The sequence below is a fragment of the Janthinobacterium sp. GW821-FHT03C08 genome (assembly GCF_059420905.1).
This window is the reverse complement of the sequence record NZ_JBWKUP010000006.1, coordinates 63,767-80,546: the sequence shown is the minus strand read 5'-3', so window position 1 is coordinate 80,546 and position 16,780 is coordinate 63,767. Positions and strand designations below refer to the sequence as shown.

Below are 16,780 nucleotides of genomic sequence, written 5' to 3'. Positions count from 1 at the left end.
TCTTCAGCTAAATAAACGCAGGGCGCGGGTGGAGCCTGCCGGGATGTCGGCCGCGTCCATTTCCTGGTAAAACTCTTGCACCTGGCCGGCGATCTCGGCCAGCGCCGCGTCCGACAGGGCCTGGTTGTAGTCGTCGACGATAGTGGCGTCCAGGCGGCCCACCAACGCCTTGGCGCAGGCGACCATGGCGCCGAAACCGTCGCGCGCGGGCGCCACGCAAGGCACGTCCAGCAGCAGGGTCAAACGGGGCGTCGTTTCCTCGGCCAGGGTGACGTTGGTCGACAGCGAGAACAGGTAGCCGCCATCGCCATCGGGCATGACGAAGCGGCCGTCCGGACGCACGTCGAAGCCTTGTTTCTCCAACGCAACGAGCAGGGTAGAAATGGCCCACGGCGCGCCATTCGTGTGCAGGTTGACGCCCAGCTGGGCATCGTGGCCGGCGACGAAGCGGTGCAGATTGCGCGCTTCGGCCATCACTTCCATCATATCCGGCACTTCCGGCTCGGCGCCGATGTCGTCGGCCACGCCGCGCAGGCGCGTGACCAGTTCCGAGTATTCCAGTTCATTCAGGGCCGTGCTGCGGCTGGCCAGCTGCACGCCGCCCTGCATCTTCGTATAGACACCGCCGTGCGTGATCGGTTCCCAGTCGCCGTTCACATGCAAACCGATAAAGTGCACGGGCTTGTTGCCCACCAGGCGCAGGGTTTGCAGCACGGGCAGGATCTTGTCGCCGCGCACGGGCGCTTCCAGCGACAGGGGCAGCAGGCAGTCGATCAGTGGGTCGACGAGGCTGGTCGCCTGCTCGCTGGCGGCGCTCACTTCCTGCACGGGCGGAGCGGCCGGCGCGGCCACTGGAGCGGACTCGGCGGGCGCATCGCCCAGCGACGGTTCCGCATGCACGGCAGCGTCGGGCACGGCCGTGGCCGGCGGCGCGCCGAACGACGGCTCGGCCTTGACGGCGGGCGCCGCGGGCGCGGAATCGAAGCGCGGCTCCTGGCGCAGCACGGGTTCCTGGGCGTCCGTCGCGGGGGCCTCGCCTTCGCGCATCAGCACGTCGTCGTGGTCGGTGGAAAAGGCCCGCTCCACGCTTTTCTTGGCCTTGTATTCCTGCCATTTGTTGTACGAGAAAACACCGACGATAAAGACGCCGCCGGCGCCGAACAAGGTAATTTGAAGGTCTGTCATGCTGCTTGTGCCTCGGTTGCAAAATTTGCGGCGGACTCCATGTCCACCGCCACGATGCGCGATACGCCCTGCTCCTGCATCGTCACACCGATCAATTGATGGGCCATTTCCATCGCAATCTTGTTATGCGAAATGAAAAGGAATTGGGTCTGGTCGGACATGCGCTTGACCATGCGACAGAAGCGTTCCGTGTTCGAATCGTCCAGCGGTGCATCGACTTCGTCGAGCAGGCAGAACGGCGCCGGATTCAGGCGGAACATGGAAAACACCAATGCGGTCGCGGTCAGCGCCTTCTCTCCACCGGACAACAGGTGGATGGTGGCATTTTTCTTGCCGGGAGGCTGCGCCATGACTTGTACACCGGAATCGAGAATCTCGTCGCCCGTCATGGTCAGCCTGGCCTGTCCCCCGCCGAACAGGATGGGGAACAGCTCGGAAAAGTGGTGGTTGACCTTGTCGAACGTGTCTTGCAGCAGGTCGCGCGTTTCCTTGTCGATCTTGTGGATCGCGTCTTCCAGGGTATTGATCGCTTCCGTCAAGTCGGCATTCTGGGCGTCGAGGAAATTCTTGCGCTCGGACGCCTGCGCCAGCTCGTCCAGCGCGGCCAGGTTGACGGCGCCCAGGGCCGTGATGGCATTCGTCAGGCGCGTCACTTCGCCCTGCAGGTACGATGGGCGCATGTCCGGATGCAGCTTTTCCGTCAACGCCGCCTCGTCGGCGCCCGATTCCAGCAGTTGCTGGGCGAATTGCTCCTGGTTCAGGCGCGCGGCCTGTTCCTTGAGCTGCATTTCCATGATCTTGTCGCGCTGCGGCTGCAGGCTGCGTTCCGACTGCGTGCGCGCATCTTCGGACAGGCGCAGCTGCTGCGTAATTTGATCGAGTTCATGGCGCGCGTCGGCCAGCGCCCGCTCCTGCGTCGTGCGGCGCTCGAGCAAGTCTTGCAAGCCGTCGGCGGCCGCGCCGCTTTCCAGATTCGCCAGTTCCAGTTCGCCCGCCTGCAGGCTGGCCGTCACCTGCTGGGCCTGCGTACTGGCCGTGGCGATGTTGCGGCGCAATTCCTCGATCTTCGCGCGGTGGGCTTTTTCCGCGTATTCCGTATCCTTGGCGGCACGCTCCAGGTCGCGCAAGGCTTCGCGCGCCTCGGCCAGGCGCTGTTCCTTCTGCAGGAAGTCCGTATGGCCGTCTTCGTGGGCTTCCTGCAGGTTGCCCAGTTCCATGTCCAGCTGCTCGAATTTCTCTTCCGATTCGGCCTTGATCTGCTGCTGCTCCGCTTCCTGCGCGGCAATTTCCGCCAGGTCGGCGCCGATCTGCGTGCTGCGCTGGTTGAAGCGCGCTTCCACTTCCGACAGTTTCACCACGTCCAGCTGCAAGGTATGCACGGAAGACGTCAGTTGCTGTATGCGCAGGCGCAAGTCCGACAGGTTGCGCGTCAGGGCGCCCACGGCCGCGTCGGCCCGCACGGAACGGGCGCGCGCCTCTTCGGCCAGCAATTGCTGGGCGCGCAATTGTTTACCGATGTTGTCGATTTCCTGCTGGCGGCCCAACATGCCTTCCTGCTCCGAATCGGCCGCATAGAAGCGCACGCTGGTGGCCGTCACCACGTGGCCAAGCCGCGTGACGAAATAGCCGCCCGGCGGCAATTTGCCCCGTTCGGCCAGCGCCTCGGCCGCGTCTTCCACGGCGTAGGCGTTGTACAGCCAATCCTGCAGCAAGCCGCGCAAGCCCGGATCGTTGAGTTTCAACAAGTTCAGGAAGGGTTTCAGGCCCGCTACTTCCGGCAGCGGCAGCGGCGCCACGGTGGACGGCGCGTACAGGGCCAGCTTGGCCGGCGGCGCGTCCGCAAAGAAGGCCTTGGCCCAGTCGATATTCGACAGCTGCAGGGCCGACGTGCGCTCGCGCAGGATCGATTCCATGGCCGCTTCCCAGCCCGCTTCGATCTGCAGCTTTTGCCACAGACGGGGCAAGGTATCGAGCTCGTGCTTTTTCAGCCAGGGCTGGACCTTGCCCTGCGTCTGCACCCGTTCCTGCAATTGTTTCAAAGCGGAAAGACGCGCTTCCAGCTGGGCGTTGGCAGCCGTTTCGGCATTGACCTGTGCCTGGGCTTCGGCCCGTTCCTGTTCCAGCTTGGGCTGCTGCTCCAGCGCTTCTTCCAGGTAAAAACCCTGCTCTTCCAGCGCCTGCTGTTTTTCTTCCAGCTGGAGCTTGAGGTTTTCCAGGTGGCTGCTGTCGGGCAGGCTGAGGCTATTCTTTTCCTGCTGCAGGCGCTCGCGGCGCGTCAACAGGCTGGCGAGGATGTTCGAGGCATTGCGCTGGTGCGCCGATTCCAGTTCCAGCTGCTGCTGGGCCTGCATGATTTTCGCCCGCGATTCCGTGCTCTTGTGCTGCGCGGCGCGCCAGGCGGCGTCCAGCTCGGGCAATTGCTCGCCCTTCTGTTCGGCCATCATCTGCGACTGCTCCACCTTGGCGGCCAGTTCCTCGAGGTGGAATTCCGCTTCCTCGATCTGTTCCTGGTATTCGCCGCCCTGTTGCGTCCACTGGTCGCGCTGGGCCGTCAGGGTGGCCAGCTGGGCTTGCAGGCGGGCGCGCGATTCGATGACGAACTTGATCTGCGCTTCCAGGCTGCCGATTTCCGCATTCGTCTGGTACAGATGGCCTTGCGCCGTATGCAGGCGGTCGCCCACGGCAAAATGCGCCTGGCGCATCTGCTCCAGGGTCAGTTCCACGTTGCGCAGCTTGGCCGTCTGTTCTTCCAGGTCCGTCTGCGCCTGTTCCACTTCGCGGAAATAGCGCGTCTGCTCGTTCTGCGCCTCGTTCTTGCGCAGCAGCCACAGCAGCTTCTGCTTTTCTTCCTGGTCCGCCTGCAGGGCGTGAAAGCGGGTGGCGACGGCCGCCTGCGCTTCCAGTTTTTCCAGGTTGGCATTGAGTTCGCGCAGGATGTCTTCCACGCGCAGCAAATTCTCGCGCGTGTCCTGCAGCCGGTTTTCCGTCTCGCGGCGGCGTTCCTTGTACTTCGACACGCCGGCCGCTTCTTCCAGGAAGACGCGCAATTCTTCCGGGCGCGATTCGATGATGCGCGAAATCATGCCCTGGCCGATGATGGCGTAGGCACGCGGGCCCAGGCCCGTGCCGAGGAAGATGTCCTGGATGTCGCGCCGGCGCACGGGCTGGCCATTAATGTAATAGGTGGACGTGCCGTCGCGCGTCAGGGTGCGCTTGACGGCGATCTCGGCGTACTGGCCCCACTGGCCGGATGCCTTGCCATCGTTGTTGTCGAACACCAGCTCCACGGACGCGCGCCCGGCGGGCTTGCGGTGCGTGGAGCCGTTGAAGATGACGTCCTGCATCGACTCGCCGCGCAATTCCGACGCTTTCGATTCGCCCAGCACCCAGCGCACAGCGTCGATGATGTTCGACTTGCCGCAGCCGTTAGGTCCGACCACGCCCACGAGCTGGCCTGGCACCTGGAAATTGGTGGGATCGACGAAAGACTTAAATCCCGACAACTTGATGGAAGAGAGACGCACGTGTTTTAGAGTTCCTGGCCTATGCTGGCATTTGATTTATGGGTGAACCCGGTTCATATTCACTTCATGGTCACCGCGGTCACCATTGCGACGGCAGCCTGGCCACTCACCGCGAAAAAGTGGTTCATCATACCATTTCCCGCTGCTTTTCTGGCCAAAAAACAGCAGCGTCAGGCGGCGGCCGGCAGCACGTCACGGGGCTGGACGGCCATCCTGCGCCAGTTTCCAGTCCGCGCGGGAAAAAACGCGCTCATGGCCGGACAGTACCATGGCCAGTCTTTGCAGCCACTGCTCGGTGGGCATGGGTTCAGCCTTGAAGCTGAGCAGCACCATCAGCGCCAGGCTGGCCAGGGCCAGCGCATGGCTGACGGCGATATTCACGGCACCGCGGGCGCTGCGCATGAAACCCAGCGCCACGGCCAGCCCCAGCACGCAGCCGCTGACGGCTTCGGAGACGCTGTGCGCATGCACGAGCACGCGCGATATGGCCACCAGCACGGCAAAGGCCACGCCGACGAGCACGCCGGCCTGGCGCCAGCGCCCGTCCGCCTGCTGCAGCAGCACGTACATCAGCACGGGGAACACGGCGCCCGCGCGCATGGCGTGGCCGCTGAAGCCGGTAAAGTCCAGCGCGCTGCTGCCCACGCCCCAGCTCATGAAGGCCAGCTTGGACAGCACGACGAGGGCCAGGCCGCCGCCGTACCACAGGCTCCAGGCAAGCACCAGCTTCCACTGCCGCGACACCAGCAGCCACACGGCAATCGCCACGCCCGCCGGCCCCATCACGGACATATCGGCCGCAAAAGAAATCCCGTTCCACCAAGTCATCGTGCCTGCATATATTTCATGATCAGCTTGCACTATGCCATGACTGCCCCTGCTTGCGCCCGGGTTTTCATCAACAGCAGGCAAGAATTACATTCCATTACAATTCCCGCCCCACAAATTGCCACAAAGAAACAACTTCAGGGATGGCGGCGCGCCTCAGATATTCGTCAGGCGCTTGCCCTTGGGCGGCGCAAAATCGCAAATGGAGGAAATCATGCCCACTTCCAGCGCCTGGTCGGCCGTCAGGTGCAGGTCGGAATACGCATGCACCTGCCACTGCTCGTCCGTGAGGCTGACGTGGCTGCGCAGGATGCGCTCGGTGCGCATGTCGTCGGCGCGCAAGCCTTCGACGATGATGCTGAGCGCATCGGGCCGGGAACCGGGCGAGGCCGTCGCGTGCGACTTGTGCACCATGAAGCGGGCCGTGTCGCTGGCGTGGCGCTGGCGCCCCGCCAGGAACAGCGTCACGGCGATGGAAGCCACGGCGCCGCCGTTGTAGGTAATGATGTCAAGCGGCAACTTGCTGAGGAAGTTGTACAGACAGATGCCATCGCTGACATAACCGCCGTTGGACTGGATCAGGATGTGCGCCGTGGTGAGCTTGTCTTCCGTGATGTCGGCCGCGGCATTGAAAACGCGCCGCACCATGTCGCTGTTGACGTCGCCCGAGAGGGTGAAGTAACCGTGCTGCTCGGTGTTGTTTTGCGTCTCGCTTTGTGTCGTGTTCATGGCAGTCACCCGCAAGTAAGCCAGGATTTCATCATAGCGCATTCCTGCGCGGCCGGGCGCCCTTTTACGGGGTCCCGAGCCCCCCGCCAGCCCCGCAAACAGGTGCTTTGGCGGCGCCCGTGCAACGTCTTTTCAGATTGACAGAACCACCCTGCTGGCATATATTCCTCCCACTTGATCGGGAGAGGGCAACCCAGCGTTGCCGCCGAAGGGGCACTACCCAAAAACTCTCAGGCAAAAGGACCGATCAGGCGGACTGAAGCTGTTGCTTTGGCAACATCTTTAGCTCAACTCTGGAGAGCGGCCGCGGCACATGCCGGCGGCCCACCGAAGGGGCGCACGGGGCAAGCCCCCGTAATCTCTCAGGTACAAAGGACAGGGGGGTCAGTGATCACGCTGGAAAGCCGTGTTTGGCTATTCTATGTTTTGTTAACTCCCCTTTTACCTTCGTCCCGAGGAATCCATGACGCTCAAAGCGACCCCACTCAACAACGCCCACCGTGCCCTCGGCGCCCGCATGGTCGATTTCGGCGGCTGGGACATGCCCGTCAACTACGGCTCGCAAATCGAAGAACACAACGCCGTGCGCGGCGACGCCGGCATGTTCGACGTGTCGCATATGTGCGTGGTCGATATCGAAGGCCCGAACGTGCGCGCCTTCCTGCGCGGCTTGCTGGCCAACAACGTTGACAAGCTGCAAGTGTCGGGCAAGGCGCTGTACTCGTGCATGTTGAATGCCGAAGGTACCGTCATCGATGACCTGATCGTCTACTTCTTCAACGAAAACTGGTTCCGCCTCGTCGTCAACGCGGGAACGGCTGAAAAAGACGTGGCCTGGATGCAGCAGCAAAATACAGCCACCAACAGCGGCCTGACGATTACCGAGCGCCGCAATGCCAACGCCCCGATGGCCCTGGTGGCCGTGCAAGGCCCGAACGCGCGCGCCAAGGTGTGGCAAGTGCTGCCGGAAACGCAAGCCGCTTCCGAAGCCATCAAGCCGTTCAACGTCGTCATCGTCAAGGACACGGCCTTCGGCGAAGTCATGCTGGCGCGCACCGGCTACACGGGCGAAGACGGCTTTGAAATCGGCGTGGCCGCCACCCAGGTGGAAGCGCTGTGGAACGCCCTGGCTGCCGCCGGCGTCAAGCCGGCCGGCCTCGGTGCGCGCGACACCCTGCGCCTGGAAGCGGGCATGAATCTGTACGGCCAGGACATGGACGAAACCGTCAACCCGCTCGACGCGGGCCTGGCGTGGACCATCGACCTCGTCAGCGAGCGCGACTTCATCGGCAAGGCCGCCCTGCTGGCCAAGGGCCAGAACGCGCAATTCGTCGGCCTGATCCTGCGCGAAAAAGGCGGCGTGCTGCGCGCCCATCAAAAAGTCATCATCGCCGGCAGCGACGCCACGGGCGAAATCACCAGCGGCACCTTCAGCCCCACCATGCAGGAAGCCATTGCTCTCGCGCGCGTGCCGAACGGCGTGGCCGTGGGCGACACCGTGCACGTGGAAATCCGCGGCAAGCAGCTGGCCGCTTCCGTCGTCAAGCTGCCTTTCGTGCGTAACGGTAAAATCCTGGCTGCGTAAGCGTTAATAGAGCCGCCCGCAAGACCGTACAACCATAATCAATAACGAACATTTACCATCTGGAGCCACACATGAACATTCCTGCAGACCTGAAGTACACCGCTTCCCACGAATGGGTACGCCTTGAAGGCGACGGCACCGTCACCGTCGGCATCACCGAATACGCGCAGGACGCGCTGGGCGACATCGTCTTCGTCGAACTGCCAACCGTGGGCAATACCTATGGCGCCGGCGACGATGCTGCCGTGGTGGAATCCGTGAAAGCCGCCAGCGACATCTACGCACCGGTTGCCGGCGAAGTCGTGGCCGTCAACGACGACGTCGTCAACTCGCCAGAGTCGATCAATGCCGACGCCTACGCCAACTGGCTGTTCAAGATCAAGCCAGCCGACGTGTCGGCCCTGGACGGCCTGCTCGACGCTGCCGCCTATGGCGCCACCACCAGCGCGTAATCGCGTTTGACTCACGGGCCGCGTTTGCGGCCCGTTTGCATTTAATTTTGTAGCTATACCCCGCCGCCGCGCCCGCGCGCCGCATCCCGGTTTTTCAGTCTTTTTTGGCCTCTATATCATGACCCGCACCAGCCTGACCCAACTCGAAGCACGCGATGCCTTCATCGCCCGCCACATCGGCCCTTCCGCCACCGAACAGCAAGCCATGCTGGCGACCCTCGGCTATCCATCGCGCGCCGCGCTGATCGACGCCCTGGTGCCAAGCAACATCCGCAACAAGGGCGCCCTGCCCCTGGGCGCGTACTCGCAGCCGATGCCGGAACAGGAAGCCCTGTCGCGCCTGAAAGCCATCGCCGGCAAGAACCAGGTCTTGAAATCCCTGATTGGCCAAGGCTATTACAACACCTTCACCCCCGGTGTCGTTTTGCGCAACATCTTTGAAAATCCCGCCTGGTACACGGCATACACGCCTTACCAGCCTGAGATTTCGCAAGGGCGCCTGGAAGCGATCCTGAACTTCCAGCAAGTGATCACCGACCTGACCGGCATGGGCATCTCGAACGCCTCGATGCTGGACGAAGGCACGGCCGCCGCCGAAGCGATGACATTGATCCAGCGCGTGGGCAAGTCGAAGTCGAACGTGCTGTACGTCGCCAATGACGTGCTGCCGCAAACCTTGGAAGTGGTGCAGACGCGCGCCCAGCCGATCGGCATCGAGGTGCGCACCTTCGACCCGGCGGAAATCGAGTCGCTGGACGCCTGCTTCGGCGTGCTGCTGCAATACCCCGGCGTCAACGGTGTCGTGCGCGACTACCGCGCCGGCGTCGAAAAACTGCACGCGAATGGCGCCATGGTCATCGTCGCGGCCGACCTGCTGGCCCTGACCATGCTCACGCCACCGGGCGAATGGGGCGCCGACGTCGTCGTCGGCAACAGCCAGCGCTTCGGCGTGCCGCTCGGTTTCGGCGGCCCGCACGCAGGGTACCTGTCAACGCGCGATGAATTCAAGCGCAATATGTCGGGCCGCCTGGTGGGCGTGACCGTCGATGCGCAGGGCAACAAGGCCTACCGCCTGGCCCTGCAGACGCGCGAACAGCATATCCGCCGCGAAAAAGCGACGTCGAATATCTGCACGGCGCAAGTGCTGCTGGCCGTGATGGCTTCGATGTACGCCGTCTACCACGGTCCTGCCGGCCTGCTGCAGATCGCCCAGCGCGTGCACCGCTTTACGGGCGTGCTGGCCGCCAACCTGAAGACCCTGGGCCACAAGGTCGTCAATACCACCTATTTCGACACCCTGACCATCCAGGTCGCCGATGCGGAAAAACTGCACGCGGCGGCACTAAAACACGGCGTCAACCTGCGCAAGGTCGACACCACCCACGTGGGCGTGTCGCTGGACGAAACCACGACGCGCGACGATATCGCGCTGCTGTGGAACGTCTTCGCCGACGGCGTGGCCAACGCGCCTGCCGCCCCGGACCTGGACGCCGTTGAAGCAAATGTGACCAGCGCGCTGCCGGCCAACCTGGCGCGCGAGAGCGCCTACCTGACCCACCCCGTCTTCAACAGCTACCACTCGGAACACGAGATGCTGCGCTACCTGCGCAGCCTGGCCGACAAGGACCTGGCGCTGGACCGCACCATGATCCCGCTCGGCTCGTGCACCATGAAGCTGAACGCGACGAGCGAAATGATCCCCGTCACCTGGCCCGAGTTCTCCAACATCCACCCGTTCGCCCCCGACGCGCAAACGGTGGGCTACCGCGAAATGATCGCGCAGCTGGAAGAAATGCTGTGCGCGCTGACGGGCTATGCGGCCGTCTCGCTGCAGCCGAACGCCGGCTCGCAGGGCGAATACGCGGGCCTGCTGGTGATCAAGGCCTACCACGAGTCGCGCGGCGAAGGCCACCGCAACATCTGTTTGATTCCATCGTCGGCGCACGGCACCAACCCAGCATCGGCCAACATGGTCGGCATGCAGGTCGTCGTCACCAGCTGCGACGCCAACGGCAACGTGGACCTGGCCGACCTGAAGGCGAAAGCGGAAAAGCACAGCGCCAACCTGGCCTGCGTGATGGTCACCTACCCATCCACCCACGGCGTGTTTGAAGAAGGCATCCAGGAACTGTGCGAGATCATCCACTCGCACGGCGGCCAGGTCTACATCGACGGCGCCAACATGAACGCGCTGGTCGGCGTGGCCGCTCCCGGCAGTTTTGGGGGCGACGTGTCCCACCTGAACCTGCATAAAACCTTCTGCATCCCGCACGGCGGCGGCGGACCGGGCGTCGGCCCCATCGGCGTGGGCGCCCACCTGGCGAAATTCCTGCCGAACCAGCGCTCGTCGGGCTACCAGCGCGACGTCGCAGGCATCGGCGCCGTCAGCGCCGCGCCATTCGGCTCGGCCAGCATCCTGCCGATTTCGTGGATGTACATCGCCATGATGGGCGCGGAAGGCTTGACGGCAGCGACCGAGACGGCGATCCTGGCGGCGAACTACATCGCGCGCCGCCTGGCGCCGCACTACCCTGTGCTGTATTCGGGCCACGACGGCCTGGTCGCGCACGAGTGCATCCTGGACCTGCGCCCGATCACGGACGCCACCGGCATCAGCAACGAAGACGTGGCCAAGCGTTTGATGGACTTCGGTTTCCATGCGCCGACCATGAGCTTCCCCGTGCCGGGAACCCTAATGATCGAGCCGACGGAAAGCGAATCGAAAGTGGAAATCGACCGCTTCATCGACGCCATGATCGCCATCCGCGCGGAAATCGCCAAGGTCGCCAGCGGTGAATTCGACCACGACGACAACCCCTTGAAGAACGCGCCGCACACGGCACAGGTATTGATGTCGGACAACTGGGAACGCAAGTACAGCCGCGAAATCGCCGCCTACCCGGTCGCTTCCTTGCGCCAGCGCAAATACTGGCCACCGGTCGGCCGCGCCGACAACGTGTACGGCGACCGCAACCTGTTCTGCGGCTGCGCACCGATCAGCTCGTACGAAGAGGAATGACGCCAGACCAAACCTACTGCGCGTCGCGCTTTGCGGCCAGCGATGCTCACCGTACTCAAGTACGGTAGCGCTTCTTGGCCACAAGGAGGCGCCGAGCCTCACTGACGCTCGCTATGGTTTTGTCAGGCGTCGAAACTCAGCAATCAAGAAATAAAATCCCGGCAAAAGCCGGGAGTATTAAATTAGAACAGAACGGCAGGCCGCAAGGTCTGCCGTTTTTTTATGCGCGCTCTACAGCGCCAGCAAGACGGCCCCAGGCACGCCCAGCACGGTGCCCAGTATCGTCAGGCACACGACGTCACGCCGCTCGCAGCGGGCGCGATACGAACTCCAGGCGGCAAACAGCAGCGCCACGGCTACGCCGCTGAGCGAAATTCCCACTTCCGTCATGCCGTCTCTCCCCTCATTGTTGCTTCCTTCATCGTTCTCATCCTTTCATTGACCGCACTGGCTACCTATCGGTAGGTAGCCAGTGTACAATAAAAAAGACGGCGGTGTCCATGCCGCGTTTTTTGACGATATGAAGGAAATGCAATGCAGCAGCAAACCACCCTCCCCGCCGCCAGTCTCGCTCTGGCGGCTTCCCTGGCCCTCGTGGCCGTGCTCGGCCCGGCCGGCATCGACATGTACCTGGCCTCCATGCCGGCCATGGCGCGCGAACTGCACACGAGCTATGCGAATGTGCAGCTGAGCCTGACCACCTTCCTGCTGGCCCTGGGCGGCGGGCAGCTGCTGTGCGGGCCGCTCACCGACATGCTGGGGCGGCGCCGTCCATTGCTGGCCGGCATCGCCGTGTACATGCTGGCGGCCGTGTGGGCTGCGCAGGCGGAGCAATTGCACACCCTGCTGCTGGCGCGCACCCTGCAGGGCCTGGGCGCGGCGCTGACCCTCGTCGTGGTGATGAGCATGGTGCGCGACGTGGCCGACGGCGTCCAAGCGGCGCAGCTGTTTGCCCTCCTGATGACCATCGTCGGCCTGGCACCCGTGCTGGCGCCCGCCGTGGGCGGCTTGCTGGACGCCCATTACGGCTGGCGCGCCGTGATGCTGGCCCTGGCCGCGCTGGGCGCCTTGACCCTGCTCAATAGCGCATTGTTCCTGCCGGAAACCTTGCCGCCTGCACGCCGCATTGCGCCGCAAGGCATGCACCGCACCTATGCGCGCATCGCGTTCGACCGCGCTTTCCTGCTGCCCGCGCTGGCCCTGTCGGCCAGCTTCTTCTTCCTATTTGCGTATATCGGCGGCGCGTCGCTCGTCTACCAGCGCGACTTCGGCCTGTCCGCCGGCAGCTTCGGCCTCGTGTTCGGCGCCACGGGCGTGGCCGTGCTGCTCGGCGCCATGGCCAGCGGACGGCTGGTGGCGCGGCACGGCGTGGCACGCCTGTGCGTGGCGGGCAGCGCCGCCATGCTGGGTGGCGCCGTGCTGGCCCTGCTGGGCGCGTGGGCGGGAGCAGGCATCGCTGCCGTCGTGCCGGGCATGTTCGTGTCCCTGTTCGGCCTGGGCATGGCGGAAGCGGCGCTGATGGCCATGGCCATGGGTTCGCAACAGCGCGCCCTCGGTTCCACGGCGGCATTGCTGGGCGCCATACAGATGAGCTTGTCATCGCTGGCCACGCCGCTGGCAGCCAGCCTGTCCGAACGGGGGCCACTGCCGTGGCTGCTGTTCTTGACCGGGGCCGGCCTGCTGGTATCATGGTTGACCCTGGCCACTGCGCGCGTCCATCCGGCACACGCCGCCAGCCTGGGCGCGCACTGACGCTTCACCCAACTACTACCCTCATATGAAGAAACGCTCGGCCTCGGCCGATAACATCTGTGCCGTCGCCGTCGTGCACTTTTCCGAACACGGCTACGACGCTTCGTCCCTCAGCGACATCGCCGCACAGGCGGGCATGCGCAAGGCGTCGCTGTATTCCCACTTCGCCGGCAAGGATGCCTTGTTTCTGGACGTGTTTGCCGACGCGCTGGCCGAAGAGCAAGCCTTCATGGACGCCTGCTTCGCCGACGAGGCGGCGCTGCCAGCACCCGGCGGCCAGCGGGCCGGTGCCCTGTACTGCGACCGCATGGCGCAGCGCTATGCGGATTCGGCCCATTTGCGCTTTTTGCTGCGCACCGCGTATTTGCCGCCCGCACCCCTGCGCGTGGAGGTGGGCACGGGCTACGAAGCCTTGCTGGCGCAATTGCAGCGCCATTACGTGGCCAGCCTGGGCCGCCTGGCGCCCGCCCTGCCGCCGCAACGCGTCGACCTGTACGCGCAAGCCTACCTGGGCATCGTCGACAGCCTGCACGTCGAACTCATTTACGCGGGTGGCGCCGCCCTGCAGCAGCGCCACGCGGCGCTGTGGCAGGTCCTGTCCGATTCGCTGGCGATGGCGGCATGACGGCGGCAAATACCACAGTCACATTACACTTTGGAAACCTAAGATTTCTTCAGTTGACACTGTTGCAGCACGTGCATAAGATGCCCCCATTATTCATTTACGGAGTCCCACGTGGGTACTTGTTCTAGTGACAGTAGCCGATCTTGTATCGGTGATTGCCTCGGCAGCTAAACAGCAAGCAACGCGGAATCCGTTTCCTCCGTGCCTTGCTGAGCAAGGTGCGGTGTCTCACGCGGCCAGTCTGGCCGCGCGCCTCTTCCCCCTCTTTCCGATCGCGACCGGCTACTGACCCGGATTGCCCGCAAGCATCATGGTTGCCATGGTACGCTTGCGGCACGCAAGTCTTGCCTGCGGCTGCGCCGCCCGTCAACACCTCGTCGCGAAAGGAAGAGCATGAATCTCTTCACCCGTTTGTTCGAATCGTTCCTGCGCAAGCGCCACACGGCCGGCCATTTCCGCCGCCGCGCCATGCCGCTGGAAAACAGCACGGCCCGTCCCGTGCCCGACCACCTGGCCCGCCAACTGCTCGCCGCCGCCCATGAAGAGCTCGACAGCGCCCTGAACCGCCTGCACACGCGCCTGGAAGGCTTGCGCGATGCCGAGGCACAGGTCATTGCCGCGCAAACGGGGCCGAACGAGGTCGAGCATGAAAAGCCGCTGGCCTGGTACCAGCACCTGTGGCTGTGCTACAAGAACCCGTTCAACCTGCTGCTCACCGTGCTGGCCATCGTTTCCTACCTGACGGAAGACCCGAAGGCCACCATCGTCATCGGCACCATGGTGATTTTGTCGACCCTGCTGCGCTTCGTGCAGGAAGGCCGCTCGAACCGCGCAGCCGAACGCCTGAAAGCCATGGTCAGCAACACGGCCACCGTGCTGCGCAACGGCCAGCGCACGGAGCTGCCCATCCGCCAGCTGGTGCAGGGCGACATCATCGTTCTGTCGGCCGGCGACATGATCCCCGCCGACTGCCGTTTGCTGTCCGCCAAAGACCTGTTCGTCAGCCAGGCCGCCATGACGGGCGAATCCTTGCCGGTAGAAAAGATGGCCGAACTGGCCGATGGCAACGGCAAAGATCCCATGGACCTGGCCAACCTGCTGTTCATGGGCACCAACGTCATTTCCGGCGCCGCCACGGCGCTGGTGCTGGCCACGGGCAACCGCACGTATTTCGGCACCATCGCCACGCGCGTGACGGCCACCGAGCGCACGCCGACGGCGTTCGAGGCGGGCGTCAACAGCGTCAGCTGGCTGCTGATCCGCTTCGCCCTCGTGATGGCGCCGCTGGTCTTCCTGATCAACGGCTGGACCAAGGGCGACTGGATGGAGGCCTTCCTGTTCGCCCTCTCCGTGGCCGTGGGCCTGACGCCGGAAATGCTGCCCATGATCGTCACCAGCACCCTGGCCAAGGGCGCCGTGAAACTGTCGAAAAAGAAAGTCGTCGTCAAGCGCCTGGATGCCATCCAGAACTTCGGCGCCATGGATGTCCTGTGCACGGACAAGACGGGCACCTTGACGCAGGACAAGATCGTGCTGGAGCGCCACACGGACGTGTTCGGCCAGCAATCCGATGAAGTGCTGCAGTTCGCCTACCTGAACAGCCACTACCAGACGGGCTTGAAAAACCTGCTGGACCGCGCCGTGCTCGACCATGTGGAATTGCAGACGGAAATGCAGCTGGCGCGCGATTACGTGAAAGTCGATGAAATCCCGTTTGATTTCGTGCGCCGCCGCATGTCCGTCGTCGTTTCCGAGCGCGACGACCACCATGAACTGATCTGCAAGGGCGCCGTCGAGGAAATCCTCGCCGCCTGCAGCCATTTGCGCTTGAATGGCGTGAACGTGCCGCTCGACGCCGCCCTGCTGGAAAAAGTGCTGGACACGACGCATGGCCTGAACGCGGAAGGCTTGCGCGTGGTGGCCGTGGCCGTCAAGGAAGTGCCGCCCCATAAGACCGTGTACGGCGTGGCCGATGAAACGGCGCTGACCCTGATCGGCTACGTGGCCTTCCTCGATCCGCCGAAGGAATCGACGGCGCCTGCCCTGCGCGCGCTGGCGGAACACGGCGTGACGGTGAAAGTATTGACGGGTGACAATCACCTGGTGACGGCGAAGATTTGCCGCGAAGTGGGCCTGGCCGTGCACGGCGTGCTGCAAGGTCCGCAGCTCGACGACATGGACGACGCCGCCCTGGCCAGGGCGGCCGAGGACAATACCGTGTTTGCCAAGCTCAGCCCGCTGCACAAGGAGCGCCTCGTGCGCGCCCTGCGCGGCAATGGCCATATCGTCGGCTTCATGGGCGACGGCATCAACGACGCACCCGCCCTGCGCGCGGCCGACATCGGCATTTCCGTCGATTCGGCCGTCGATATCGCCAAGGAAGCGGCCGACATCATCCTGCTGGAAAAGAGCCTGATGGTGCTGGAAGAAGGCGTGCTGGAAGGCCGCCGCACCTTCAGCAACATGCTCAAGTACATCCGCATGACGGCCAGCTCGAATTTCGGCAATGTGTTTTCCGTGCTGGTGGCCAGCGCCTTCCTGCCGTTCCTGCCCATGCTGCCGCTGCACCTGCTGGTGCAGAACCTGCTGTACGACGTGTCGCAGATCGCCATTCCCTTCGATAACGTCGATGCCGAGCTGATCCAGCAGCCGCTGAGCTGGAACCCGCGCGACATCGGCCGCTTCATGGTCTTCTTCGGCCCCATCAGCTCGATCTTCGACATCAGCACGTTTGCCCTGATGTGGTATGTCTTCGATGCCAATTCGCCCGAGAAGCAGACGCTGTTCCAGTCCGGCTGGTTCGTCGTGGGACTGTTGACGCAGACCCTGATCGTGCACCTGATCCGCACGCCCAAGCTGCCCTTCATCGACAGCATCGCCTCCGTGCCCCTGCTGGTGGCCACCACCGCCATCATGGCCGTGGGCGTCTTCCTGCCGATGGGTCCGCTGGCGACCTACTTCAAGCTGCAAGCGCTGCCGCTCGCGTATTTCCCGTGGCTGCTGGGCATCCTCGTGTGCTACACCCTGCTGACGACGGTCATGAAACGCGTGTATCTGCGCAAATTCGGCTGGCAATAGTAT

The 16,780-nt window shown here is 63.8% G+C and carries 11 protein-coding genes and 2 riboswitches; of the genes, 6 read left to right on the top strand and 5 right to left on the bottom strand.

The genetic code is table 11. From position 1 onward, the window contains the following. Positions 1 to 3 precede the first annotated feature (3 nt). The 4 genes from AC07VL_RS09765 to AC07VL_RS09750 all read right to left on the bottom strand — a co-directional run bounded on the left by AC07VL_RS09765 (position 4) and on the right by AC07VL_RS09750 (position 6,266). Positions 4 to 1,185, bottom strand: coding sequence for a cell division protein ZipA C-terminal FtsZ-binding domain-containing protein (locus AC07VL_RS09765; protein WP_494805657.1), 1,182 nt, complete (start codon positions 1,183 to 1,185; stop codon positions 4 to 6). After that, positions 1,182 to 4,709 (bottom strand): chromosome segregation protein SMC, encoded by a 3,528-nt coding sequence (smc, locus tag AC07VL_RS09760; RefSeq protein WP_494805656.1) that lies wholly within the window; start codon positions 4,707 to 4,709, stop codon positions 1,182 to 1,184. The genes AC07VL_RS09765 and smc overlap by 4 nt, the downstream gene beginning before the upstream one ends. 192 nt (positions 4,710 to 4,901) lie before the next feature. After that, positions 4,902 to 5,537, bottom strand: coding sequence for a phosphatase PAP2 family protein (locus AC07VL_RS09755; RefSeq protein ID WP_494805655.1), 636 nt, complete (start codon positions 5,535 to 5,537; stop codon positions 4,902 to 4,904). 156 nt (positions 5,538 to 5,693) lie between these two features. Further along, positions 5,694 to 6,266: an ATP-dependent Clp protease proteolytic subunit gene (locus AC07VL_RS09750; protein WP_494805654.1), complete on the bottom strand. Its 573-nt coding sequence runs from the start codon at positions 6,264 to 6,266 to the stop codon at positions 5,694 to 5,696. A gap of 169 nt (positions 6,267 to 6,435) precedes the next feature. Beyond that, positions 6,436 to 6,522, top strand: a riboswitch (glycine riboswitch). 27 nt (positions 6,523 to 6,549) lie between these two features. Next, a riboswitch (glycine riboswitch) is annotated at positions 6,550 to 6,655 on the top strand. Positions 6,656 to 6,729: 74 nt separating this feature from the next. Here AC07VL_RS09750 and gcvT point away from each other — a divergent pair. From gcvT to gcvP, 3 genes are all read left to right on the top strand, one after another. After that, on the top strand, positions 6,730 to 7,851 hold the full coding sequence (gene gcvT / locus AC07VL_RS09745) for a glycine cleavage system aminomethyltransferase GcvT (RefSeq protein WP_494805653.1): 1,122 nt from the start codon (positions 6,730 to 6,732) through the stop codon (positions 7,849 to 7,851). A gap of 71 nt (positions 7,852 to 7,922) precedes the next feature. Further along, complete coding sequence (gcvH, locus tag AC07VL_RS09740; protein WP_076569743.1) at positions 7,923 to 8,303, top strand: glycine cleavage system protein GcvH; 381 nt, start codon at positions 7,923 to 7,925, stop codon at positions 8,301 to 8,303. A gap of 118 nt (positions 8,304 to 8,421) precedes the next feature. Then, positions 8,422 to 11,322 (top strand): aminomethyl-transferring glycine dehydrogenase, encoded by a 2,901-nt coding sequence (gcvP, locus tag AC07VL_RS09735; RefSeq protein ID WP_494805652.1) that lies wholly within the window; start codon positions 8,422 to 8,424, stop codon positions 11,320 to 11,322. 231 nt (positions 11,323 to 11,553) lie between these two features. Here gcvP and AC07VL_RS09730 read toward each other — a convergent pair whose 3' ends face one another. After that, positions 11,554 to 11,712, bottom strand: a complete 159-nt coding sequence (locus tag AC07VL_RS09730) for a hypothetical protein (protein WP_170909688.1) — start codon at positions 11,710 to 11,712, stop codon at positions 11,554 to 11,556. A 144-nt stretch (positions 11,713 to 11,856) separates the two neighbouring features. Between AC07VL_RS09730 and AC07VL_RS09725 the strand changes: the two genes are divergently transcribed. The 3 genes from AC07VL_RS09725 to mgtA all read left to right on the top strand — a co-directional run bounded on the left by AC07VL_RS09725 (position 11,857) and on the right by mgtA (position 16,777). Then, positions 11,857 to 13,074 (top strand): Bcr/CflA family efflux MFS transporter, encoded by a 1,218-nt coding sequence (locus AC07VL_RS09725; protein WP_494805651.1) that lies wholly within the window; start codon positions 11,857 to 11,859, stop codon positions 13,072 to 13,074. A gap of 25 nt (positions 13,075 to 13,099) precedes the next feature. Beyond that, positions 13,100 to 13,699: a TetR/AcrR family transcriptional regulator gene (locus AC07VL_RS09720; RefSeq protein ID WP_494805650.1), complete on the top strand. Its 600-nt coding sequence runs from the start codon at positions 13,100 to 13,102 to the stop codon at positions 13,697 to 13,699. Positions 13,700 to 14,092: 393 nt separating this feature from the next. Continuing rightward, positions 14,093 to 16,777 carry a magnesium-translocating P-type ATPase gene (gene mgtA / locus AC07VL_RS09715; RefSeq protein WP_494805649.1) on the top strand — a complete coding sequence of 895 codons (2,685 nt, stop codon included), beginning with the start codon at positions 14,093 to 14,095 and terminating at the stop codon, positions 16,775 to 16,777. The last annotated feature ends 3 nt before the right edge of the window (positions 16,778 to 16,780 follow it).

What these genes read in the sequence shown, in the direction of transcription:
- AC07VL_RS09725 (WP_494805651.1), top strand. Translation starts at nt 11,857, where the DNA reads ATGCAGCAGCAAACCACCCTCCCCGCCGCCAGTCTCGCTCTGGCGGCT.
- AC07VL_RS09765 (WP_494805657.1), bottom strand. Translation starts at nt 1,185, where the DNA reads ATGACAGACCTTCAAATTACCTTGTTCGGCGCCGGCGGCGTCTTTATC.
- AC07VL_RS09750 (WP_494805654.1), bottom strand. Translation starts at nt 6,266, where the DNA reads ATGAACACGACACAAAGCGAGACGCAAAACAACACCGAGCAGCACGGT.
- mgtA (WP_494805649.1), top strand. Translation starts at nt 14,093, where the DNA reads ATGAATCTCTTCACCCGTTTGTTCGAATCGTTCCTGCGCAAGCGCCAC.
- AC07VL_RS09755 (WP_494805655.1), bottom strand. Translation starts at nt 5,537, where the DNA reads ATGACTTGGTGGAACGGGATTTCTTTTGCGGCCGATATGTCCGTGATG.
- gcvP (WP_494805652.1), top strand. Translation starts at nt 8,422, where the DNA reads ATGACCCGCACCAGCCTGACCCAACTCGAAGCACGCGATGCCTTCATC.
- gcvT (WP_494805653.1), top strand. Translation starts at nt 6,730, where the DNA reads ATGACGCTCAAAGCGACCCCACTCAACAACGCCCACCGTGCCCTCGGC.
- AC07VL_RS09730 (WP_170909688.1), bottom strand. Translation starts at nt 11,712, where the DNA reads ATGACGGAAGTGGGAATTTCGCTCAGCGGCGTAGCCGTGGCGCTGCTG.
- gcvH (WP_076569743.1), top strand. Translation starts at nt 7,923, where the DNA reads ATGAACATTCCTGCAGACCTGAAGTACACCGCTTCCCACGAATGGGTA.
- AC07VL_RS09720 (WP_494805650.1), top strand. Translation starts at nt 13,100, where the DNA reads ATGAAGAAACGCTCGGCCTCGGCCGATAACATCTGTGCCGTCGCCGTC.